The sequence below is a fragment of the Streptococcus oralis genome, assembly GCF_003942585.1.
GTDB classification, from domain to species: domain Bacteria; phylum Bacillota; class Bacilli; order Lactobacillales; family Streptococcaceae; genus Streptococcus; species Streptococcus oralis_BE.
The window spans coordinates 154,064-176,696 of record NZ_RJNK01000001.1; the positions used below are offsets into that span (position 1 = coordinate 154,064).

A 22,633-nucleotide genomic window follows, 5' to 3' on the forward strand; every position below is an offset into this window, starting at 1 on the left:
AGTGAACCTTCCTCCTTTTTCTGTAGGTGATTAGAATGGTAATTTTCCAGCGAAAGCACCTAGTTTTTTCTTAGTCGTTTCGTCGATTTGTTCTAGAGCAGCGTTAATCGCTTGAACGGTCATATCAGACAAGGTTTCTAGGTCTTCTGGATCTACAATTGCTGGACTGAAGTCAATACTAACAACTTTCTTATCTCCAGTTAAGGTCGCTTGGACAAGGTCCTGAGCAGATTTTCCAACAAATTGCATAGCAGCGAGTTCTGCTTGACTTTGTTCCATTTGTTTTTGAAGTTTTTGTGCTTGGCGCATCATGTTTTGCATGTTCATCATAGCGGTTTACAGTTTCCTTTTCTATTATTCTCCTAACCATTTTATCAATTTTAGGGATAAAAGTCTATTATTAGTTTAAAGCTAAATTTCAAGTTCAAGTTAGCCAGCAAGAAGCCTTCTCTGGGAGACTTGTAGTCCAAGCATCTTTTAGGATATTTGTTGATCCAATTTTCGATGAAGGCGACTTCTTTAGGAGTCGTTTCCTTAGTACCTTTAGGCAACCATCTACGAATAAGCCTGTTGTGATTCTCATTGGTTCCCCTTTTCCAAGAGGCATAGGGGTGTGCATAGTAGATATGCTCCTTAGAAAACACATCGGACAAGCGGTTGAATTCGGCTCCATTATCTGCCGTGATGGAAGGAATCTTGTATTGTCTTAAGATGAGTTTTAGAGCCCGATTGACCGACTCAGCGCTCTTATTTGGAATCAATCGAATAATTTGGTGTCTGCTCTTTCGATTCGTCAAAACGAACAAACAGTAGTTTTTCGTTCTCGTAAGTATCTCATAATGCCCATTCTCCAAGCGAAGATTGATAGCTTCAGGACGCTGTTCAATGGATTGCCCAACAGGTTTAAAGTTGAGGCTAGCTTGTTTCTTGACAGTCTTTCCTTTTCTAGGATACAGGAGGTTCTGTTTGGTTAGTCCTAATTTTCCATGATGAATCCAGTAGTAGATGGTAGAAATTCCCACGTTAACTCCCTTAGCTTTGACCATCATTTCAGGGGACAACTTTTGATTATGATAGTGGAGAATCTTTACTGAAAAAGACCTACTATCCAGTAGTCAATCCGACTGTACTAGTCCTTTTTCAGCTTATCTATGGTATAATAGGAGATAGATTTATCAATTGGAGTATGAAGGATTTTATGATTAAACTTGTAGCAACAGATATGGACGGAACCTTTCTTGACGGAGAGGGGCGGTTTGATATGGAACGCCTCAAAAACTTGCTTGTTTCCTACAAGGAAAAGGGGATTTATTTTGCAGTGGCTTCGGGTCGCGGTATCTTGTCGCTGAAAAAGCTGTTTGCGGATGTACGTGATGAAGTGATTTTTATAGCTGAAAATGGGAGCTATGTTGAGTTTCATGGTGAGGATATGTATGAGGCTACTATGTCTCGGGACTTTTACTTGAGCACTTTTGAAGCTTTAAAGAAATCGCCTTATTTTGATGAAAGAAAAATGCTCCTGACTGGGAAAAAAGCTTGTTATGTTTTGGACACGGTAGATGAGGCCTATCTCAAGTTTAGCCGTCACTACAATGAGAACATTCAAAAAGTAGCGAGTCTGGAAGCTATCACGGATGAGATTTTTAAATTCACCACGAACTTTACAGAAGATACGATAGAAGCTGGAGAGGCCTGGGTCAACGAAAACGTTTCTGGTGTGAAAGCCATGACAACAGGTTTTGAATCCATCGATATTGTCTTGGATTACGTTGATAAGGGTGTGGCTATTGTTGAGCTAGCCAAAAAACTTGGTCTAACCATGGATCAGGTCATGGCGTTTGGAGATAATCTCAATGACCTTCACATGATGCAGGTCGTCGGGCACCCAATCGCTCCCGAAAACGCGCGACCAGAGATTTTAGAATTAGCAGAGATAGTGATTGGCCACCATAAGGACCAATCAGTGATGGCTTATATGGAGGGTTTGTAATGGCAGATATTAAATTGATTGCACTTGATTTGGACGGTACTTTGCTGACAACGGATAAAAAGCTAACAGATCGTACTAAGGCGGTGCTAAAAGCTGCGCGTGATCGTGGCATCAAGGTCGTACTGACAACGGGACGTCCTCTAAAGGCTATGGATTTCTTTCTCCATGAGCTAGGGACTGACGGTCAAGAGGACGAGTACACCATCACCTTTAATGGTGGTCTGGTACAGAAAAATACGGGGGAGATTCTTGATAAAACAGTCTTTTCAATCGATGATGTGGCGCGATTGTACGAGGAAACTGAAAAACTCGGTCTGCCGTTAGATGCCATTTCAGAAGGAACAGTCTATCAAATCCAGTCGGATCAAGAAAGTCTCTATGCTAAGTTCAACCCAGCCCTGACTTTCGTACCTGTCGCTTTTGAAGATCTATCTAGTCAGATGACGTATAATAAATGTGTGACTGCCTTTGCCCAAGAACCTTTGGATGCAGCGATTCAACAGATTTCTCCAGAATTGTTTGGCCAATATGAAATCTTCAAATCGCGTGAACTCTTATTGGAATGGTCACCGAAAAACGTCCACAAGGCAACAGGTTTAGCGAAATTAATTAAACACTTAGGAATCGATCAAAGTCAAGTCATGGCTTGTGGGGACGAGGCCAATGACCTTTCCATGATTGAGTGGGCTGGTCTGGGGGTTGCCATGCAAAATGCAGTTCCAGCAGTTAAGGCAGTTGCCAATGTGATTACCCCGATGACCAACGACGAGGAAGCCGTTGCCTGGGCTATCGAAGAATACGTGTTAAAGGAGAACTAGAATATGGGATTATTTGACCGTCTATTCGGAAAAAAAGAAGAGCCGAAAATTGAAGATGTTGTAAAAGAAGCTCTGGAAAATCTTGATTTATCAGAAGAGGTTGAAGAAAAACAAACGGCAGTCGAAGAAACTTCTCAGGAAGAGACAGGAAGGGACAAAGTGGAAGCAACTCTTGCTCAAGAAGAACTTCCTCAGGTCACGACAGATGAGGCCATTGAACCAGAAGTAGTCGAGGAAACTGCTAAGGAAGAGCCTGAGCTAGAAGCTGATGAACTGGAGCAAATCCAAGAGACAGAAGAAGCTCTAGAAGAAGAGAACCAAGAAACAGAAGAAGAGCTAGCGTCTGAAGTTGTAGAAGAAGAAAGTCCTCAGGTTGAAGAAACCGTTCAGGAAAAATATGACCGCAGTCTCAAGAAAACGCGTACGGGATTCGGTGCTCGTTTGAATGCTTTCTTTGCCAACTTCCGTTCTGTCGATGAAGACTTCTTCGAGGAATTGGAAGAACTGCTCATCATGAGTGATGTCGGTGTTCAGGTCGCTTCAAACTTAACAGAAGAGCTACGCTACGAAGCTAAACTCGAAAACGCTAAGAAGCCTGACGCACTTCGCCGTGTCATTATCGAGAAATTGGTTGAGCTCTATGAGAAAGATGGCAATTACGATGAACAAATCCATTTCCAAGATGGTTTGACAGTCATGCTCTTTGTCGGTGTTAACGGTGTTGGGAAGACAACTTCTATTGGGAAATTAGCTCACCGCTACAAACAGGCTGGCAAGAAAGTCATGCTGGTTGCGGCAGATACCTTCCGTGCTGGAGCCGTTGCCCAGCTAGCAGAGTGGGGCCGTCGTGTGGATGTTCCTGTTGTGACGGGGCCTGAAAAAGCTGATCCAGCAAGTGTGGTCTTTGATGGGATGGAACGTGCTGTAGCAGAAGGAATTGATATTCTCATGATTGATACAGCAGGTCGTCTGCAAAATAAGGACAACCTCATGGCCGAGTTGGAAAAGATTGGTCGTATTATCAAACGTGTCGTTCCAGAGGCGCCACATGAAACCTTCCTAGCCCTCGATGCTTCAACTGGACAGAATGCCTTAATACAAGCTAAAGAATTCTCGAAAATTACCCCTGTTACCGGTATTGTATTGACTAAGATTGACGGAACTGCCAGAGGTGGTGTTGTTCTGGCTATCCGTGAAGAACTCAATATTCCAGTAAAATTAATTGGTTTCGGTGAAAAAATTGATGATATCGGGGAATTTAACTCAGAAAACTTTATGAAGGGTCTCTTAGAAGGCTTGATTTAACAGAAAGTAAATAATCCTGCAAGATTAACTTGCAGGATATTTTTGTTATTCTAAACGACCTTCTTCACGATAGGCGATATCTGGTTGCCAAGTCCATTTGGCTCCAAACTTCTCAAGTAAGTCAAAACTTGCTTGAGGCCCCATACTTCCGGCTTTATAGTCATGAAGTGGGGCACCATTTTCAGCCCAGAGCTCTTCGATACGGTCAATCAATTTCCAAGAAGCACTTACCTCATCCCAGTGGCTAAAATTGGTTGAGTTGTTGTTCAAAACATCGTAGATTAATTTCTCGTATGGATCTGGTGAGGCTCCAGTAGCAGTAGCATCTGTACGGTAATCCAGAGAGCTTGGTGCCAGGTTGAATTCTTCACCTACTTGTTTACCATTGAGGCTGAGAGAGAAGCCTTCAGCTGGTTGGATATAGATAGTCAAGATATTTGGTGCCAAAGGCTCACCAAAGATAGAGTCCATTTGCTTAAAGACGATATTGACATGAGTGCCTTTTTCTGTCAGGCGTTTACCAGTACGGAAGAAGAAAGGAACGCCACGGAAACGATCGCTGTCTACAAAGAAGGCACCAGAGGCAAAGGTTTCTGTTGTAGATTCAGGGTCGACATTTGGTTCGCTACGATAGGAAATGTATTTCATGCCATCGATTTTACCAGAGCGATACTGACCACGAATAAAGTGTTCTTTTAATTCTTCCTCACTTGGTTGGTGGAGATTTTTAAAGACCTTTATCTTTTCAGCACGAATCTCATCCTTTGTAAAGCTGGCAGGCTTGTCCATGGCTAGAAGAGATAAAAGCTGGAGAGTGTGGTTTTGAACCATGTCACGGAGGGCACCAGATTCATCATAGTAGCCACCACGTTCCTCAACACCCAAACGTTCCGCAAAGGTAATCTGCACATTATCAATGTGCTCACGGTTCCAAACATTTTCAAAGATCATATTGGCAAAACGAACCGCAAAGATACTTTGAATCATCTCTTTCCCCAAGTAGTGGTCGATACGGTAGATCTGTTCTTCGTCAAATGTTGCTAGAAGATCTTCATTCAGCTTACTTGCAGTTTCATAGTCTGTACCAAAAGGTTTTTCAACAATCAAGCGCTCAAAGCCTTTGCCGTCAACGATGTTTTCAGACTTGAGGTGTTTGGCAATGGTACCAAAGAATTGAGGAGCCATTGATAGGAAGAAGAGTTTGTTGTGATCCGTTTGGTATTTCTCATCAAGCTCAGCCTGTAATTCACGTAAAGCAATGTAATTATCAGTATCATTAACATCATGGCTTTGATAGTAGAAGTGGCTAGCAAATTCCTGGGCTTGCTCGGTACTATCTGCCAAATCAAGGATGGACTCGACAACTACAGATTCAAAATATTCCTTACTCCAAGGTCTACGAGCTGTTCCGATAACAGCAAAATGCTCAGAGAGATTGCCTGATTTATAGAGTCTGAAAAGGGAAGGGTAGAGTTTGCGTTTAGCTAAATCTCCACTCGCACCGAAAATTGTAACAATAACCTTTGATGACATCTAGCTACCTAATTTCTATATTTTTTCCTAGTTGGACTAGGGATGAGATTTTCTCATTGTCATAGCTTTTATTTTATCATAATTTTCAAAAAAATCAAAAATCCAATACGCAATTAAAAAAGTGTAAGGAGAACCTCACACTTTCGTTTTATACGTTTAAGACCTTGTCCAAAAATTCTTTTAGACGAGGGTGTTGCGGATTATCAAAGATTTGATCTGGTGTCCCATCTTCCAGAAATTCACCATCAGCCGTAAAGATAACACGGTTGGCTACCTGACGAGCAAATCCCATCTCGTGGGTTACAATAATCATAGTCATGCCTTGCTCTGCTAATTCCTTCATAACATTCAGTACATCTCCGACCATCTCAGGGTCAAGAGCGGAAGTTGGCTCATCAAAGAGCATGATATCAGGATTCATGGCGAGTCCACGAGCGATAGCTACACGTTGTTTCTGACCACCTGAAAGACTATCTGGATTGGCATTAGCTTTATCTGCTAGTCCAACCTTTTCAAGCAACTCCATCCCCAATTTCTCAGCTTCTTCTTTGGTCATTCGTTTATGTTCAATAGGAGCAAAAGTGATATTTTCTAGGACAGACATGTGAGGAAAGAGGTTGAAGTGTTGGAAGACCATTCCCACGTTTTCGCGAACATGGTCGACATTGGTTGATTTTTCAGTCAAATCATAACCATTTACTGTGATGTGACCACTCGTTACCTCCTCGAGAAGGTTAAGGCTACGGAGGAAAGTGGATTTACCAGAACCCGAAGGACCGATGATACAAACAACATCTCCTTCATAGAACTTAGTCGTAATGCCTTTTAAAACTTCGTTTTTTCCATAATACTTATGCAAATCATTTACATCAATTTTTAGTTTTGCCATTAACGAATCCTCTTTTCTAAGCGTTTCGCTAGTCTAGTCAAAAGCGTGATAATTACAAGATAGAAGATAGCAAGGATTGCATACATCTTGAAACTTTGGTAGTTACGGGCGATGATGATCTTACCAGTTTGGAAAAGTTCAACCAGACCGATAGCAGACACGATGGTTGTATCTTTAAGAGCGATAACGAATTGGTTGACGAAGTTTGGCAACATCAATTTAGTCGCTTGTGGCAAGATAATCTTTCGCATGGTTTTTCCATAAGAGATACCAAGACTTCGACTGGCTTCCATTTGCCCAACTGGAACAGCTTGAATCCCACCACGAACGATTTCAGCGATATAAGCAGCTGCATTGAGTGAGAGGGCTATGGTACCAGCTACAAAGTCGTTAATTGGACTTTGATGGCCTGTAATGGACTCGATGAAGTTTGGAATCCCCCAGAAGATGAAGGCAGCAAGAATCATCAATGGAATACCACGAATAACGTCAACAAAAATCTCAGAGATCAGACGAAGAGATTTGTATGGGCTAACGCTAAACATACCAAAGATAATCCCGATGACAATGGCGATTGCAAATGAGATAAGAGCTAGAGCAAGAGTGATTCCAAGTCCGCTAAGGAGTTGTTTGTAGTTGTTTTGAAGCAAGCCCCAGATGGTTGTTTCGTCAACCGTACTTGTAGAGTTAGATGATGTTTCGCTAGCTAGATACTTGTCAAGAATCTTTTGGAATTCTCCGTTAGCTTTGAGGTTCGCAAGTCCGTTATTGAACATCTGGATCAATTCTGGATTTGTACTTTTTTTAACCGCAAAGGCTGTTTCACCGATTGGAGTTCCAGCGATTGGCGTTTTCAATTTTTGACCTTGGCTGATAGAATATTTGAGAACTGGCTCATCATCCATCACGGCATCAATAGAGCCAGTGTTCAGACTGTCATACATAGATGCGCCATCTGCAAAGGTTTTAATCTTATAGCCGTATTTGCTTTGATTTTCAGTAAGGAACGTTTGAGAAGCAGTTCCGTTTTTAACACCGACAGTTTTATCCTTGAGGTCTTCATAAGAAGCAATTGTGCTTGATTCTTTCACACCGAGAATCGTATTTGCTGTGTAGTATGATTCTGAGAAGTCGAAGGTTTCCTTACGAGCATCTGTTACAGACATACCAGCAATGATACCATCTGCTTGTCCAGCTTGAACAGCACTAATGGCTGCGTCAAATCCTGGGTTGGTAATCTCAATTTCAAAACCTTGATCTTTGGCAATGGCCTTGATGAGGTCCATATCAATACCGGTGTATTGATTGCTTGAATTTTGAAAGACGAATGGGGCGAAAGATGAGTCGCTGGCAATAATGTACTTGCTTTTCACAGGAGTAGCTTTTTGTCCAGCAGCAGTAGTTGTTGTTGGGCTTGCCGTAGTTTTAGAAGCCGTCCACTTTTGGATGATTTGCTCCAAGCTACCATCTTTCTTCATTTGTGCTAGGGCTTCGTTAAACTCGGTAACCAAGTGTTCATACTTGCTCCCTTTCTTGACACCAAAGGCAAAGCTTCCAACAGCCTCACCATCCATATTGATGCTGAGATCTTGTCCTTGGTTAATCGCATACTCAATAACAGGTTTATCGTCCATGATGGCATTCACAGCACCAGCACTTAGACTGTTATTCATCAAATCACTTGTATCAAAGGTTTTAATAGAGAAGCCGTACTTATCTTTGATACTTTCGAGGAAACGTTGAGCGGCAGTTCCGTTCTTAACACCAACTGTTTTCCCGCTGAGTTCCTCATATTTGGTGATTTTATTTGCCTTTGTGGTAGCAATGACAACTTTTGTATCATAATAGGTATCAGACATGGTAAAGACATTTTCACGTTCTTTTGTTTTTGTCATACCTGCCATAATGGCATCTGCTTGACCTGACTGTACTGCATTTACAGCTGCATCAAAGCCAGGATAAGACATTTGGATGTTCCATCCTTTGATTTCTGCGACTTTATTGATAATATCAACATCAATTCCTTTATAGGTTTGATCTGAATCTTTAAACTCAAAAGGCGCGTAAGCTGTATCAGACACAATCTTAACAGTATCAGCTTTTACCATACCTAGTGAGAAAATGGGAAATAAAATGAGCAAATATGCTAGTATTTTTTTCTTCATTTTTAGTCTCCTTTTCCGAATATTTTCTCATTATATCAGAAAATGGATGAAAAGGCAAATTTTTATATTTTTGTGTCAGAAAATATAACATCTATATTTTCTTTTTCTTCTTGAATTGCTACTATAAAATGATATAATAATAGCATGTAATAGAAGAAATGAGGGTAGGAACATGAAGAATAAAAGAATATTTAAAGACTTCCAATCTTCCCAAATGAGTTTAAATATTTACACAAGTCCTTTGTTAGCCTTTGTTTTTGTCTTTATAGGAGAGTTTGTTGCATATACTTTGTATGGTATTAGCTTGTTAGCTCTCATCGGACTTGCTAGAAATTTTGGAGAGGCTGGTCAAAATCTTGCAACTTACTTGCAAACCTTGCAGCAGAGCTTGACGGATAAAACAAGTGACTTTCGTTTAATTTTAGCATTGCTGTCCTTTGGTTTTATTCTCAACACTGTGTTCAGATGGACTAAAAAAGTTGAGAAAAGATCTATTAGAACCTTGGGATTTTATAGAGAAAATTTCCTTAGCAGTCTTCTGAAAGGATTTGGCCTAGGTTTGGCACTTTTTCTTCTGACCTTGTTAGGTTTGGTGGTCTTGGGGCAATATCGTTTGGAATCCATTCGCTTGAATCCTTATTCGCTTACTTTTGTCGTCTTTACTATCCCCTTTTGGATTTTACAGGGGACAGCAGAAGAAGTGGTGTCCCGTGCTTGGCTTCTTCCACAATTGGCCTCAAGAACCAATCTAAAACTTGCTGTTGTCATATCTAGCATATTCTTTACCCTGCTTCATGTGGGAAATTCTGGTCTAACACCTCTATCTCTAGTGAATCTCTTCTTATTCGGAGTTGCCATGGCTCTTTACCTTCTCAAAACTGATACAGTTTGGGGGGTTGCAGGTATTCATGGAGCTTGGAATTTTGCTCAGGGCAATATTTTTGGCATTTTAGTTAGCGGTCAACCGTCAGGAACGTCTCTGATGACCTTTTTACCACAAGGCGATCAAGGCTGGCTATCAGGAGGCTCTTTTGGGATTGAAGGTTCTATCATGACAAGTTTAGTCTTGTTACTTCTGATTGTCTATCTCGCTAATCAATTAAAGAAAGAAAATGAAAGGATGTGACTTAGGTCCGTCCTTTTCTTCGTGAAAATGCTATAAGTATGCTAAAATAGGAATAGCACATGGAGAGAGGATTCTTATGATCAATCGAATTACAGATAATAAATTTAAACTAGTATCAAAATACGAACCTTCAGGAGATCAACCCCAGGCAATTGAGCAGTTGGTTGATAATATCGAGGGTGGAGAAAAGGCTCAGATTCTGATGGGGGCGACGGGTACAGGGAAGACCTATACCATGAGTCAGGTCATTTCCAAAGTCAATAAGCCAACTTTGGTCATTGCGCATAACAAAACCCTAGCTGGTCAGCTCTACGGAGAGTTCAAGGAATTTTTCCCTGAAAATGCTGTTGAGTACTTTGTGTCTTATTATGATTATTACCAACCCGAGGCTTATGTTCCTTCGAGCGATACCTATATTGAAAAGGACAGTTCTGTTAATGACGAGATTGACAAGCTCCGCCACTCAGCGACTTCAGCCCTTCTGGAGCGTAATGATGTCATCGTTGTGGCTTCTGTCTCTTGTATCTATGGTTTAGGTTCGCCTAAGGAATACTCTGATAGCGTGGTTAGTCTCCGTCCAGGTCTTGAGATTTCTCGTGATAAACTCTTGAATGACTTGGTTGATATCCAGTTTGAACGTAATGATATTGATTTTCAACGCGGAAGATTTCGTGTACGTGGGGATGTGGTAGAGATTTTCCCAGCTTCACGTGATGAACACGCTTTTCGAGTAGAGTTTTTCGGGGATGAGATTGACCGTATCCGTGAGGTTGAGGCTTTGACAGGTCAGGTATTGGGAGAAGTGGATCATTTGGCGATTTTCCCCGCCACTCACTTTGTGACCAATGACGACCACATGGAAGTTGCTATTGCCAAGATTCAGGCGGAGTTGGAGGAGCAGTTAGCTGTTTTTGAAAAGGAAGGCAAACTGCTAGAAGCCCAGCGTTTGAAACAGCGGACAGAGTATGATATTGAGATGTTACGTGAGATGGGTTATACAAATGGGGTTGAGAACTACTCTCGTCACATGGATGGTCGTAGCGAAGGAGAGCCTCCTTATACGCTTCTCGACTTCTTCCCAGATGATTTCTTGATCATGATTGATGAAAGTCACATGACCATGGGGCAGATCAAGGGCATGTACAATGGAGACCGTTCGCGTAAGGAAATGTTAGTAAATTATGGTTTTCGTTTGCCGTCTGCCTTGGACAATCGTCCTCTCCGTCGGGAGGAGTTTGAAAGCCATGTGCATCAGATTATTTACGTTTCAGCGACACCTGGTGACTATGAAAATGAACAGACCGAGACAGTGATTGAACAAATCATTCGTCCAACAGGACTATTGGATCCAGAGGTGGAAGTCCGTCCGACTATGGGACAGATTGATGACCTCCTAGGTGAAATCAATGCCCGTGTTGAAAAGAATGAACGAACCTTTATCACAACCTTGACCAAGAAGATGGCAGAAGACTTGACCGACTACTTCAAAGAAATGGGCATCAAAGTCAAGTACATGCACTCGGATATCAAGACCTTGGAACGGACAGAGATTATACGTGACCTACGCTTGGGTGTTTTTGATGTCTTGGTTGGAATCAACTTGCTCCGTGAAGGGATTGACGTACCTGAAGTAAGTTTGGTTGCTATTCTAGATGCTGACAAGGAAGGTTTCCTTCGTAACGAACGTGGATTGATTCAGACCATTGGACGTGCTGCCCGTAATAGCGAAGGGCATGTCATCATGTATGCGGACACGATGACCCAGTCTATGCAACGTGCCATTGATGAAACAGCCCGCCGTCGGAAAATCCAGATGGCTTATAATGAAGAGCATGGTATCGTACCTCAAACCATTAAGAAAGAAATCCGTGACCTGATTGCCGTAACCAAGGCAGTTGCCAAGGAAGAGGACAAGGAAGTCGATATCAATAGTCTCAATAAACAAGAACGCAAAGAACTCGTCAAGAAACTCGAAAAACAAATGCAAGAAGCCGTCGAAGTGCTTGACTTTGAACTGGCAGCTCAGATTCGTGATATGATGTTAGAAGTGAAGGCGCTGGATTAGATAGGAGAAAATGAATGAAAATTTTAGTCATCAATGGACATCCTGACAAGGGAAGTTTCTGTCAAGAAATTTTTCGAACGATTGTAGAAAATATTGACTCAAATCATCATGAGCTTGAATCTATTAACCTAAATGAGATAGATTTTGATCCTGTACTACGATATGGTTATCGAAAGCGTATGGAAGAGGACTCTTTCATACTTCGCTCTCAGGAATTAATCCAGTGGGCAGATCATTTCATTTTTGTTTATCCAATTTGGTGGAGTAGTATGCCTAGTTTATTGAAGGGGTGGATTGATCGTGTTTTCACGCCAGGAATTGCGTACTCTGCCAACAATAAAGGAAGTTTTATTTGGAACTACTTAAGAGGTCAGCAGTTTAAAAAGTTACTAAAAGGAAAAACAGCCAGTATTTATGCAACATCAATGGCACCAACATGGTGGTACAAAGTATTTTCAGGTTCTATCAATATCCCAGACAGTTATGGAATATCAGTATTAAAGAATGCTGTCCTAAATCACTGCGGTATTAAAACAAAGAAAGTTTCAATTTTAGGCGAGTTAGGGCGTGAGGTAAACACAAGTTCAACAAGACAAAAATATCTGCAAAAAGTAGCTGAGGAAGTCAAGGCGTTGGGGTAGAGAGGCCCTTAAGTCAAATTTAATTAGCCAAATTGCTATGTCCTTGTTTCAGTAGTCTAGATATGAAGAAGATGGTGAAAATGAATAAAAGAAATTCAAATACAAAAAAGAATCTACCAAGGAAAGAAAGTTTTCAGCATTGGCTAAATTCTCATAAAATTATAGGTTTCTTCCTAGTCCTTGGTCTAATCTTAGGAATAGGGCTAGGTATTAATTTTATTTTTAAAAGTCTCCCCCTTCCTTCACTATACAGAGATATTAACTATAGTTTTCCATTATATGTAAATCTTTTTTGTCTGGTCTACAGAATATTTGACTATTGGTTTCTAGATTTATCCAGGTTAAGGATGACTCTAACAAGATTTGCTGGATTGTTCATCTATCTTAATAGTATCGGTTTAGTGGTCCATCTGTTTTTCGGAGTTAGTGGGAAAAACAGTAAAGGGATTTTACCATCTCTCTTATCACTAGATTATCGCTACATCTGGTTTCCTATTGTAACTTACATGCTATTCTTTTTCTTAGGATTGGTCATTTTAATTCTTGCTAAACATTTAGAAAGGAAGAAATTGAAGAAATGATTGTAATGTCTCTTTCACCTATTCTTGCCCATATAGGCCATAATATATAATTTTCACTGTCAGAGTATCTTATCGTAATACCATGACTTAGTTAATGCTTTTATCGTGAAATTTAAAATAAAATACAACAAAGATACATTTTAATAACTTAGAAAGCGAGCAAATCTATGTCCCGTGCCCAAGCAACTATTTTAACCAACATCTGTCTAATCGAAGATCTAGAAAATAAGCGAGTAGTCATGCAATATCGCTCTCCTGAAAACAATCGCTGGTCTGGCTATGCCTTTCCAGGAGGACATGTTGAGAATGGCGAGGCCTTTGCCGAGTCTGTCATTCGTGAAATATACGAAGAAACTGGTTTGACCATTCAGAATCCCCAACTGGTCGGTATTAAAAATTGGCCCTTAGATACAGGTGAGCGCTACATCGTCGTTTGCTATAAGGCGACAGAGTTTACTGGAAATCTCCAATCCTCAGAGGAAGGAGAGGTATCTTGGGTGCAAAAAGACCAGATTCCAAACTTGGATCTGGCCTATGATATGTTACCTTTGATGGAAATGATGGAAGCACCTGAAAAGTCTGAATTCTTCTATCGCCACCGTACAGAGGACGGCTGGGAGAAAGAAATTTTCTAGTCTTTTACTAAATAACCTAGTTGATTCAAGGCCTCCTCTATATAGTGGAGGTCTTGTTGTGTCTCAGCTTCAACAAGGTGGTAATGGATGCCGTCTGTCAATTCAGAAAGTGGTCTAAAGTCAGAATTTTCAACTTGTTCCAGAAAGTGCTGGACATCTCGACGACAGGTGAGTTTGAGCAGAGTTTCAATTTCACCATAAACGGGATGATCAATTAAGATATTTTGAACGCGTCCGCCATTATCTACAATAGCTAGAAGTTCCTGACCGATTTCTTCCAGTTCATGTTTCACTTTAAAGAGTTTGTGAACGTAGGGGCTGGCATCATTTTCTTTGTAGATATAACCACGATTGGTGGATAGGATAGGAGCCCCATCTGCTCGGAGAATAGCGATATCCTGTACAATGACTTGGCGCGTAACATGAAAGTGCTCAGCCAAGGTTTGACCATTGAGAGCTTTTGGTGCCTCTTTTAACAGTTTGAGAAGAGCTTGTTTGCGATCCTTTGTCATAGTTTTTCCTTTTAGCGACGTTTTCGAAGCACTTTATAGACAGCTAGTGCTAATGTATAGTCTACCATACTATGGACAATTGTGCCAAAACCGACTAGGACAAAGAGAACATAAAACATATTTTCAACGTTTGTCCCTGAAGTAGCATAAAAGATGATACAAGCTAGTACTTCAGCGATAGCGTGAACAACACCCAAAACAAAGTTAAAAATCCAAGATGCCTTTGGTTTATCCAAGGTTTCAGGGAATTTTTTTAAGTAAAATGCTCCCAAAATACCAAAAACGATGTGAGAAAAGGCGCGCAGAACGATAACCATAGGGTAGCCTGCCATCAGGAAACCGAGACTCGAAGCAATAATCACAAAAGCAGCCATCAAAGGTGATAGGAACATGGCGATAAAGATGGCGATATGGCTTCCTAAAGTGTAAGAAGCTGGTGGGATGACGATTTTAAAGGGCATAATGATTGGAATCAAAATCGCGATTGCTGTGAGTAGGGCAGTCATGGTCATAAACTGCGTTTTTTTCCGTATATCCATAAGAACCTCCATATAACTGTATATACACAAGTATAGTACAATAAATAGATAGACATGTCAAGAATTTATTTTGATTCTATTGAAAATTTTCAAAAGTATAGGTGGTAGATTCAAAGGATTTTCATATATTTTCAAAATTTTGAACTAATGACTCCTTGGTAAATAACCATTTATGAATAGAAGATGAGCCTTTACTGGTGAAAACTAAAACTCCACCTTCAAGGCTGAAAGTGGAATTATGTTTATTTCTTCAATGTTTCGAGACGTGGGACAATTGCTACAGTTAGGATGGCTGAGATGACGAGTTCAGCAATTGAGTTTGTAGAGATGACAGTTGCTAGGAGTTTTTGGATATTGCCATCGAAGACATTTCCAAAAAGGAAGAATATTCCCCCGAGGACAAAGACGGTGTTGGTAAGGGAACCGAGAGCACCAGCAATGATGAGGCCTGTTCTGTTTTTCAATAATTTATAAACTAGGTAAGGAGTCAGACCAATCAAAATACGAGGTAGGATGGCAATCATTGCTGAATAGATGTTTCCGTTTGGTACAAAAGGTGAGAATAGGTAGCTGGTTGGAAGGATTGTAATCGTGTTAACCGTCAAGCTGAGTAGCCCCATCAAAAAACCGAGTGTAACACCAACTCGTGGGCCATAGATGATACTAGCAATGATTACTGGAATATGAACGATAGTTGGTTTGATTGGAAATGGGAAAAGATTAAATAGGAGAGAGCTCAAAAAGTGGATAACGAGCATAACCGCAAAAAAGATAGCAATTGGAGCAATGTTAGAGCGTTTGTTCATCGAGAGTTTCCTTTATTCTTTCTAATATAGTATTCAGGTCAGCTAGGGCGCCTTTGCCATGATCGCCACAGGCTAGTAGAGATTCCTTTGGAGAGATAATCTGATAACCATAGGTCTCTAATGTTTTTAGATTAGCCTGAGTCGCCGGATGGTCATACATTTTTGTATTCATGGCTGGTGCGAGTAACTTTTTGACATGTTCTGGCAGGGCAAGCGCTGTGCTTGTCACCATGTTGTCAGCAAATCCGTGGGCTAACTTTGCGATGGTATTAGCAGTAGCGGGTGCAACGATAAAAAGATCAGTTCTTTTACCTAGTTCGATATGATTGACTTGATCAGGATAGGGTTCCTTCATGACATCAAGGTGGACAAGATTTTGAGAGAGAACCTGTAGGGTCAACGGTTGGATAAACTCTGTAGCGGCTTGAGTCATTAAGACAGTGACATGATGGCCTTGTTTCTTCAAGGAACTGACGAGGTCAGCTGCTTTATAGGAGGCAATGGAACCTGTCACTGCGATGAGGATATTTGCCATGGCTTTCCTTTCTAAGAATCGTATGCTTGAATTTTTTCAAGAAGGAGGTTTGCTATTTCCTCTTTGGTTTGAACGGTTTGGAGTTGCTCTTTCTCAACAAAGATTGCATGATGCTGATTTGCTGAGATTTGAGTGAGGTCATTTGCTATGATTAAGTCAGCTTGATTCTTGATAAGACTCTGTCTAGCAATTTCTATGAGATAATCCTCAGAGACATCAACCAGCAGTTTGAAACCAATCAGATGAATGGCAGGATTCCATTCCTTGACTAGAGAGATGATTTTGGGTGTTTTTTTCAGGAATAAAACCTGAACCTCATCAGTTGAAGAAATCTTAGCCTGATGGTTCTGCTTGCTTAAAAATTCTTCTAGATTGGAGCTAGCCTGAACTTCTTCAAGCCCCGTCATATAAACAGGTGTGTAGTCAGACACAGCCATTGAGTGAATTAAGACCTGATAATCCTGAACACGTTCTTGCATCTCAACTAGAAGATCGTTGGTATTATTAATTTCTCGAATGCTTAGGTTGAGATGAGCTTTTGGCTTCAGAGCTCGTTTTGTCGTTATCAAACAAACTTCATGCCCTGCAGCAAGCAAGGTTTCTGTGATGATTTTCCCCAGGCGACCTGTGGAATGGTTCGTAATAGAGCGGACGCTATCGATAGCTTCACTCGCACCGCCCGACGTAACTAAAATTTTCATAGGACTATTGTACACAAAAATAAACAGTAAGTAAAATGAAAGCGATAAATTTTTGTTAAAACGAAGGAATACTATAGTCTAAAACTATAAAAGCATATAAAATTTTAAAAAGCGCTATTATAACCCCTGAAATATTGATATTTACGAACGTTTTAAGAGTTTAAGGGTGTTAAAAATCTTGTTTTGTGTTATAATGAATTATCACATTAGAGATTAGAGGAGTTTGTTATGAAGACAGATATTGAAATCGCGCAGAGTATTGAGTTAAAGCCAATCGTGGATGTTGTGGAAAAGCTTGGAATTTCTTACGACGATTTGGAATTGTATGGAAAGTATAAGGCTAAGCTGAGCTTTGATAAAATTCGTGCAGTTGAGAGCAATCCAGTTGGTAAATTGATCTTGGTTACTGCCATCAACCCAACACCAGCAGGGGAAGGGAAATCAACCATTACCATTGGTCTTGCGGATGCCTTGAACAAGATTGGCAAGAAAACTATGATTGCAATCCGCGAACCATCTCTTGGCCCAGTAATGGGGATCAAGGGTGGTGCTGCAGGTGGTGGTTACGCCCAAGTCCTACCAATGGAGGACATCAACCTTCACTTTACTGGAGACATGCATGCTATTACAACTGCTAACAATGCACTTTCTGCCTTGATTGACAACCACTTGCACCAAGGAAATGAGCTGGGAATTGATCAACGTCGTATCCTCTGGAAACGTGTCGTGGACTTGAATGACCGTGCACTTCGTCATGTAACTGTTGGACTTGGTGGTCCTCTAAACGGTATTCCACGTGAGGATGGTTTCGATATTACCGTAGCTTCAGAAATCATGGCGATTCTGTGCTTAGCAACGGACATCGAGGACTTGAAACGTCGTTTGGCAAATATCGTTATCGGCTATCGTTACGACCGTATGCCTGTTTCAGTTGGTGATTTGCAGGTTGAGGGTGCTTTGGCTTTGATCTTGAAGGATGCTATTAAGCCAAACTTAGTTCAGACAATTTACGGTACACCTGCCTTTGTACACGGTGGTCCATTTGCCAACATTGCTCATGGATGTAACTCTGTTTTGGCAACAAGTACAGCCCTTCGCTTGGCTGACTATACTGTTACTGAAGCTGGTTTTGGTGCGGACCTTGGCGCTGAGAAATTCCTTGATATTAAGACACCAAACTTGCCAACTTCTCCAGATGCGGTAGTCATCGTTGCAACCCTTCGTGCCCTCAAGATGAACGGTGGCGTCGCTAAAGATGCTTTGACAGAAGAAAACGTTGAAGCGGTTCGTGCAGGATTTGCTAACTTGAAACGTCACGTTGAAAATATCCGTAAGTTTGGTATTCCAGCAGTCGTAGCTATCAATGAATTTGTAACTGATACAGAAGCTGAAATCGTAGCTTTGAAGGAACTTTGTGCCTCAATCGATGTGCCAGTTGAACTAGCAAGTGTCTGGGCTGATGGTGCAGAAGGTGGCGTAGCGCTTGCCGAAACGATTGTCAAGACAATCTCAGAAAATCCAGCCAACTACACACGTCTTTATGACAATGACCTTTCTGTCCAAGAAAAGATTGAAAAGATTGTTACTGAAATCTACCGTGGTAGCAAAGTAAACTTTGAGAAGAAAGCTCAAACGCAAATCGCTCAGATTGTTCAGAATGGATGGGACAAATTGCCAATCTGTATGGCTAAAACTCAGTACAGTTTCTCAGACAATCCGAATGCACTTGGAGCACCTGAGAACTTTGAAATTACCATTCGTGAATTGGTACCAAAATTGGGTGCAGGCTTCATCGTTGCCTTAACTGGTGATGTGATGACCATGCCAGGACTTCCAAAACGACCTGCAGCTCTCAATATGGATGTTGAAAGTGATGGAACTGTTCTAGGATTGTTCTAATAGTTTAATTGAATTCAAATGAGTTTGGAAAAGCTATCCAAGCTCATTTTCTTGTCTAGATATGAGGCGTTGTCTTCAGCTGATGAGAGAATCGTTTTCTAGACGTAACTAGTCTAGGAAAAGATATTTTCCCTGATTTCTGATATAATAGAAACATTGACTTCAAGAGTAAGGAAGAGAAAATGAACGCATTATTGAATGGAATGAATGACCGTCAGGCTGAAGCTGTACAAACAACAGAAGGCCCCTTGTTAATCATGGCTGGGGCTGGTTCTGGAAAGACCCGAGTTTTGACCCATCGTATCGCCTACTTGATTGATGAAAAGATGGTCAATCCTTGGAATATCTTGGCTATTACCTTTACTAACAAGGCAGCGCGTGAGATGAAGGAGCGTGCTTATGGGCTCAATCCAGCAACTCAGGACTGTCTGATTGCGACCTTTCACTCCATGTGTGTTCGTATCCTACGTCGCGATGCGGATCATATTGGCTACAATCGTAATTTTACTATTGTAGATCCTGGTGAACAACGTACCCTTATGAAACGCATTCTCAAGCAATTAAACTTGGATCCGAAAAAATGGAATGAACGGACTATTTTGGGAACCATTTCCAATGCTAAGAATGATTTGATCGATGATGTGGCTTATGCTGCCCAAGCGGGCGATATGTACACGCAAATCGTGGCACAGTGTTATACAGCCTATCAAAAAGAACTTCGTCAGTCTGAGTCTGTTGACTTTGATGATTTGATTATGTTGACTTTGCGTCTCTTTGATCAAAATCCGGATGTCTTGACCTACTACCAGCAGAAGTTTCAGTACATCCACGTTGATGAGTACCAAGATACCAACCATGCCCAGTATCAACTGGTCAAACTCTTAGCTTCACGCTTTAAAAACATCTGCGTAGTTGGTGATGCTGACCAGTCTATCTACGGTTGGCGTGGGGCTGATATGCAAAATATCTTGGATTTCGAGAAAGACTATCCCCAAGCCAAGGTTGTTTTGTTAGAAGAAAATTACCGTTCAACCAAAACCATTCTGCAAGCAGCCAACGATGTCATCAAAAACAATAAAAACCGTCGTCCTAAGAATCTCTGGACCCAGAATGCCGATGGAGAGCAGATTATTTACTATCGTGCAAATGATGAGCAGGATGAGGCTGTATTTGTAGCCAAAACCATTGATGAACTTGGTCGTAGCCAAAATTTTCTTCACAAAGACTTTGCAGTGCTTTACCGTACTAATGCTCAATCTCGTACTATTGAGGAGGCCCTACTCAAGTCCAATATCCCTTATACTATGGTTGGTGGGACCAAGTTCTACAGCCGTAAGGAAATCCGTGATATTATTGCCTACCTTAATCTTATTGCTAATTTGAGTGATAATATCAGTTTTGAACGCATTATCAACGAACCTAAACGTGGAATTGGGCCAGGAACCATTGAGAAAATCCGTGACTTTGCTAATATGCAAGACATGTCCATGCTAGACGCTTCAGCTAACATCATGTTGTCTGGCATCAAAGGAAAAGCAGCTCAGTCTATTTGGGATTTTGCCAATATGATTCTGGATTTGCGGGAGAAACTGGACCAATTAACCATTACAGAGTTGGTTGAGGCTGTTTTAGAAAAAACAGGTTATATCGATGTTCTCAATGCCCAAGCAACCTTGGAAAGCAAGGCTCGGGTTGAAAATATCGAGGAATTCCTTTCTGTTACCAAGAACTTTGATGACAATCCTGATGGTCAAGAAGAAGAAACTGGTTTGGACAAACTCAGTCGTTTCTTGAATGACTTGGCTTTGATTGCAGACACAGATTCAGGTAGCCAGGAGACATCTGAAGTAACCTTGATGACCCTCCATGCAGCGAAAGGACTCGAGTTCCCAGTTGTCTTTATCATTGGGATGGAGGAAAATGTCTTTCCGCTTAGCCGTGCGGCTGAAGATCCAGATGAGCTAGAAGAAGAACGCCGTTTGGCCTATGTCGGTATCACACGCGCAGAAAAGATTCTCTATCTGACCAATGCCAACTCACGCTTGCTTTTCGGTCGTACCAACTACAATCGTCCAACTCGTTTTATCAATGAAATTAGTTCGGACTTGCTTGACTATCAAGGTTTGGCCCGTCCAGCGAATACTAGCTTTAAAGCCTCTTATAGCAGTGGTGGGATTGCTTTCGGTCAAGGTATGAGCTTAGCTCAGGCCCTTCAAGAACGGAAACGTAATGCCGCACCAAGCTCTATCCAGTCAAGCACTCTCCCATTTGGACAGTTTGTAGCCGGAAATAAAAAAGATTCGACTGATACAAGTTGGTCTATTGGAGATATTGCACTCCACAAGAAGTGGGGAGAGGGAACGGTCCTAGAAGTTTCGGGTAGTGGGGATACTCAGGAATTGAAAATCAATTTCCCAGAAGTGGGGCTGAAAAAACTCTTAGCCAGTGTTGCCCCAATTGAGAAAAAAATCTAATTTTCCGTCCTTCTCACGAATAATAAAGTGAGGAGGATTTTTATGTACAGTATTTCATTCCAAGAAGATTCACTTTTGCCGAGAGAAAGATTGGTTAGAGAAGGAGTAGAATCTCTGAGCAATCAAGAATTGTTAGCCATTCTGCTCAGAACCGGAACGCGTCAGGCTAACGTTTTTGAAATTGCTCAGAAAGTCTTGAATAGTCTCAACGGTCTAACTGATTTGAAAAAAATGACCCTGCAGGAATTGCAGAGTCTGTCAGGTATTGGACGTGTTAAAGCCATTGAATTACAAGCTATGATAGAACTAGGGCATCGTATTCACAAACATGAAACTCTTGAGATGGAAAGTATCCTCAGTAGTCAAAAGCTAGCCAAGAAAATGCAACAGGAACTTGGCGACAAGAAACAAGAGCACCTAGTGGCGCTCTATCTCAATACTCAAAATCAAATCATTCATCAGCAGACCATCTTTATCGGATCTGCGACACGCAGTATTGCTGAACCGAGGGAAATCCTTCACTATGCTATCAAGCATATGGCGACTTCTGTTATTTTAGTCCACAATCATCCATCTGGTGCTGTATCTCCCAGTCGAAATGATGATCATGTTACTAAGCTAGTCAAGGAAGCTTGCGAACTGATGGGGATCGTTCTCTTGGACCATCTGATTGTCTCTCATTCTGATTACTTTAGTTACCGTGAAAAGACGGATCTGATTTAAAGTTCGTTTACAACATAGTCAAATAGTGTTTTATCCTTGGGACGATTTTCAAATAGAAATTCAGGATGCCATTGGACACCAAGATAAGGGAAGCCGTCCGTAGTTGTCACAGCCTCAATGATTCCATCTTTAGGATCATGTGCTACAACCTTAAGATTAGGAGCTAAATCTTTAATGCTCTGGTGGTGGAAGGAGTTGATATGAGAGATTTCTCCATAGATCTCTCGGAGAATTGTATCAGGCTCAGTCACGAGGCGTTGGGTTGTGTATTCGGCTGAACAGTCCTGCCAATGATCCTCAATATCTTGGTGAAGTGTGCCTCCCATAGCAACGTTGAAGAGCTGGGTACCCCGACAAACAGAGAAAATTGGTTTCTTCTGTTTGATCGCTTCTTTGATAAGGGCTAATTCAAATTTATCTCTTTGAAGATGGTAGTCATCACTGTCAATTGTTTTAGGCTGGCCATAGTATTTTGGATCAACATTTTGCCCACCCGTAAGGATGAGTTTGTCAATCATAGCGACGTAATGGCTTGCCATTTCTTGATCACCAATCGGTAGGATGATGGGAATTCCGCCAGCGTCCTTGACTCCTTCAACAAAACCTTTTGCCGCATAGCTCATCATGACATCATCATCTGGATGAGCTTTTTCATTTCCTGTAATCCCAATAACTGGTTTTTTCATAACTACTTTC

Annotated in this window: 20 protein-coding genes and 1 pseudogene; 10 read left to right on the forward strand and 11 right to left on the reverse strand. The window is 41.2% G+C overall.

The genetic code is table 11. The features are described 5' to 3' along the window. Nucleotides 1–30 precede the first annotated feature (30 nt). Both D8862_RS00795 and D8862_RS00800 read right to left on the reverse strand, forming a co-directional pair. Nucleotides 31–330, reverse strand: a complete 300-nt coding sequence (locus tag D8862_RS00795) for a YbaB/EbfC family nucleoid-associated protein (RefSeq protein ID WP_125448324.1) — start codon at nucleotides 328–330, stop codon at nucleotides 31–33. 50 nt (nucleotides 331–380) lie between these two features. Beyond that, nucleotides 381–1,091 (reverse strand): annotated as a pseudogene (locus tag D8862_RS00800) (IS30 family transposase); the annotation flags it as partial. A 107-nt stretch (nucleotides 1,092–1,198) separates the two neighbouring features. Between D8862_RS00800 and D8862_RS00805 the strand changes: the two are divergent. Genes D8862_RS00805 through ftsY form a run of 3 tightly spaced genes read left to right on the forward strand, consistent with a single transcriptional unit; the run spans nucleotide 1,199 to nucleotide 4,113 of the window. After that, complete coding sequence (locus D8862_RS00805; protein WP_125448325.1) at nucleotides 1,199–1,990, forward strand: Cof-type HAD-IIB family hydrolase; 792 nt, start codon at nucleotides 1,199–1,201, stop codon at nucleotides 1,988–1,990. After that, entirely contained in the window at nucleotides 1,990–2,808 is an 819-nt protein-coding gene (locus tag D8862_RS00810) for a Cof-type HAD-IIB family hydrolase (protein ID WP_125448326.1), read from the forward strand. The genes D8862_RS00805 and D8862_RS00810 overlap by 1 nt, the downstream gene beginning before the upstream one ends. 3 nt (nucleotides 2,809–2,811) lie before the next feature. Next, complete coding sequence (ftsY, locus tag D8862_RS00815; RefSeq protein ID WP_125448327.1) at nucleotides 2,812–4,113, forward strand: signal recognition particle-docking protein FtsY; 1,302 nt, start codon at nucleotides 2,812–2,814, stop codon at nucleotides 4,111–4,113. A 45-nt stretch (nucleotides 4,114–4,158) separates the two neighbouring features. Here the strand turns inward: ftsY and zwf are convergent, their stop codons facing one another. The 3 genes from zwf to D8862_RS00830 all read right to left on the reverse strand — a co-directional run bounded on the left by zwf (nucleotide 4,159) and on the right by D8862_RS00830 (nucleotide 8,700). Next, nucleotides 4,159–5,646, reverse strand: a complete 1,488-nt coding sequence (zwf, locus tag D8862_RS00820; RefSeq protein WP_125448328.1) for a glucose-6-phosphate dehydrogenase — start codon at nucleotides 5,644–5,646, stop codon at nucleotides 4,159–4,161. A 148-nt stretch (nucleotides 5,647–5,794) separates the two neighbouring features. Further along, nucleotides 5,795–6,535 carry an amino acid ABC transporter ATP-binding protein gene (locus D8862_RS00825; RefSeq protein ID WP_001096337.1) on the reverse strand — a complete coding sequence of 247 codons (741 nt, stop codon included), beginning with the start codon at nucleotides 6,533–6,535 and terminating at the stop codon, nucleotides 5,795–5,797. Next, on the reverse strand, nucleotides 6,535–8,700 hold the full coding sequence (locus D8862_RS00830) for an ABC transporter substrate-binding protein/permease (protein ID WP_125448329.1): 2,166 nt from the start codon (nucleotides 8,698–8,700) through the stop codon (nucleotides 6,535–6,537). The genes D8862_RS00825 and D8862_RS00830 overlap by 1 nt, the downstream gene beginning before the upstream one ends. A gap of 172 nt (nucleotides 8,701–8,872) precedes the next feature. Here D8862_RS00830 and D8862_RS00835 point away from each other — a divergent pair, with 172 nt between their 5' ends. The 4 genes from D8862_RS00835 to D8862_RS00855 all read left to right on the forward strand — a co-directional run bounded on the left by D8862_RS00835 (nucleotide 8,873) and on the right by D8862_RS00855 (nucleotide 13,748). Then, nucleotides 8,873–9,826, forward strand: a complete 954-nt coding sequence (locus D8862_RS00835) for a CPBP family intramembrane glutamic endopeptidase (protein ID WP_125448330.1) — start codon at nucleotides 8,873–8,875, stop codon at nucleotides 9,824–9,826. Between the two features lie 76 nt (nucleotides 9,827–9,902). Beyond that, nucleotides 9,903–11,891, forward strand: coding sequence for an excinuclease ABC subunit UvrB (gene uvrB, locus D8862_RS00840; RefSeq protein WP_125448331.1), 1,989 nt, complete (start codon nucleotides 9,903–9,905; stop codon nucleotides 11,889–11,891). Between the two features lie 14 nt (nucleotides 11,892–11,905). Continuing rightward, on the forward strand, nucleotides 11,906–12,532 hold the full coding sequence (locus D8862_RS00845; protein WP_125448332.1) for an NAD(P)H-dependent oxidoreductase: 627 nt from the start codon (nucleotides 11,906–11,908) through the stop codon (nucleotides 12,530–12,532). A 748-nt stretch (nucleotides 12,533–13,280) separates the two neighbouring features. After that, a complete protein-coding gene (locus D8862_RS00855) occupies nucleotides 13,281–13,748 on the forward strand; it encodes an 8-oxo-dGTP diphosphatase (protein WP_125448334.1) in 468 nt (155 codons plus the stop codon). On the opposite strand, the gene D8862_RS00860 is transcribed toward D8862_RS00855, so the two are convergent. The 5 genes from D8862_RS00860 to coaB form a co-directional block, all read right to left on the reverse strand. After that, entirely contained in the window at nucleotides 13,745–14,260 is a 516-nt protein-coding gene (locus tag D8862_RS00860) for a transcription repressor NadR (protein ID WP_125448335.1), read from the reverse strand. The two genes, D8862_RS00855 and D8862_RS00860, sit on opposite strands and share 4 nt — an antisense overlap. Before the next feature lie 11 nt (nucleotides 14,261–14,271). Further along, nucleotides 14,272–14,799: an ECF transporter S component gene (locus D8862_RS00865; protein ID WP_000354636.1), complete on the reverse strand. Its 528-nt coding sequence runs from the start codon at nucleotides 14,797–14,799 to the stop codon at nucleotides 14,272–14,274. Nucleotides 14,800–15,041: 242 nt separating this feature from the next. Continuing rightward, nucleotides 15,042–15,605, reverse strand: a complete 564-nt coding sequence (locus D8862_RS00870) for an ECF transporter S component (protein WP_125448336.1) — start codon at nucleotides 15,603–15,605, stop codon at nucleotides 15,042–15,044. After that, nucleotides 15,589–16,140 (reverse strand): phosphopantothenoylcysteine decarboxylase, encoded by a 552-nt coding sequence (gene coaC / locus D8862_RS00875; protein WP_125448337.1) that lies wholly within the window; start codon nucleotides 16,138–16,140, stop codon nucleotides 15,589–15,591. The genes D8862_RS00870 and coaC overlap by 17 nt, the downstream gene beginning before the upstream one ends. A gap of 11 nt (nucleotides 16,141–16,151) precedes the next feature. Then, on the reverse strand, nucleotides 16,152–16,841 hold the full coding sequence (gene coaB, locus D8862_RS00880) for a phosphopantothenate--cysteine ligase (protein WP_125448338.1): 690 nt from the start codon (nucleotides 16,839–16,841) through the stop codon (nucleotides 16,152–16,154). A gap of 228 nt (nucleotides 16,842–17,069) precedes the next feature. On the opposite strand from coaB, the gene D8862_RS00885 reads away from it, so the two are divergent. From D8862_RS00885 to radC, 3 genes are all read left to right on the forward strand, one after another. Beyond that, nucleotides 17,070–18,740, forward strand: a complete 1,671-nt coding sequence (locus tag D8862_RS00885) for a formate--tetrahydrofolate ligase (RefSeq protein ID WP_125448339.1) — start codon at nucleotides 17,070–17,072, stop codon at nucleotides 18,738–18,740. 182 nt (nucleotides 18,741–18,922) lie between these two features. After that, complete coding sequence (gene pcrA, locus D8862_RS00890; protein WP_125448340.1) at nucleotides 18,923–21,214, forward strand: DNA helicase PcrA; 2,292 nt, start codon at nucleotides 18,923–18,925, stop codon at nucleotides 21,212–21,214. Nucleotides 21,215–21,256: 42 nt separating this feature from the next. Next, nucleotides 21,257–21,937, forward strand: coding sequence for a RadC family protein (gene radC / locus D8862_RS00895; protein WP_125448341.1), 681 nt, complete (start codon nucleotides 21,257–21,259; stop codon nucleotides 21,935–21,937). On the opposite strand, the gene D8862_RS00900 is transcribed toward radC, so the two are convergent. Further along, on the reverse strand, nucleotides 21,934–22,623 hold the full coding sequence (locus tag D8862_RS00900; RefSeq protein ID WP_125448342.1) for a gamma-glutamyl-gamma-aminobutyrate hydrolase family protein: 690 nt from the start codon (nucleotides 22,621–22,623) through the stop codon (nucleotides 21,934–21,936). The two genes, radC and D8862_RS00900, sit on opposite strands and share 4 nt — an antisense overlap. Nucleotides 22,624–22,633: the final 10 nt, after the last annotated feature.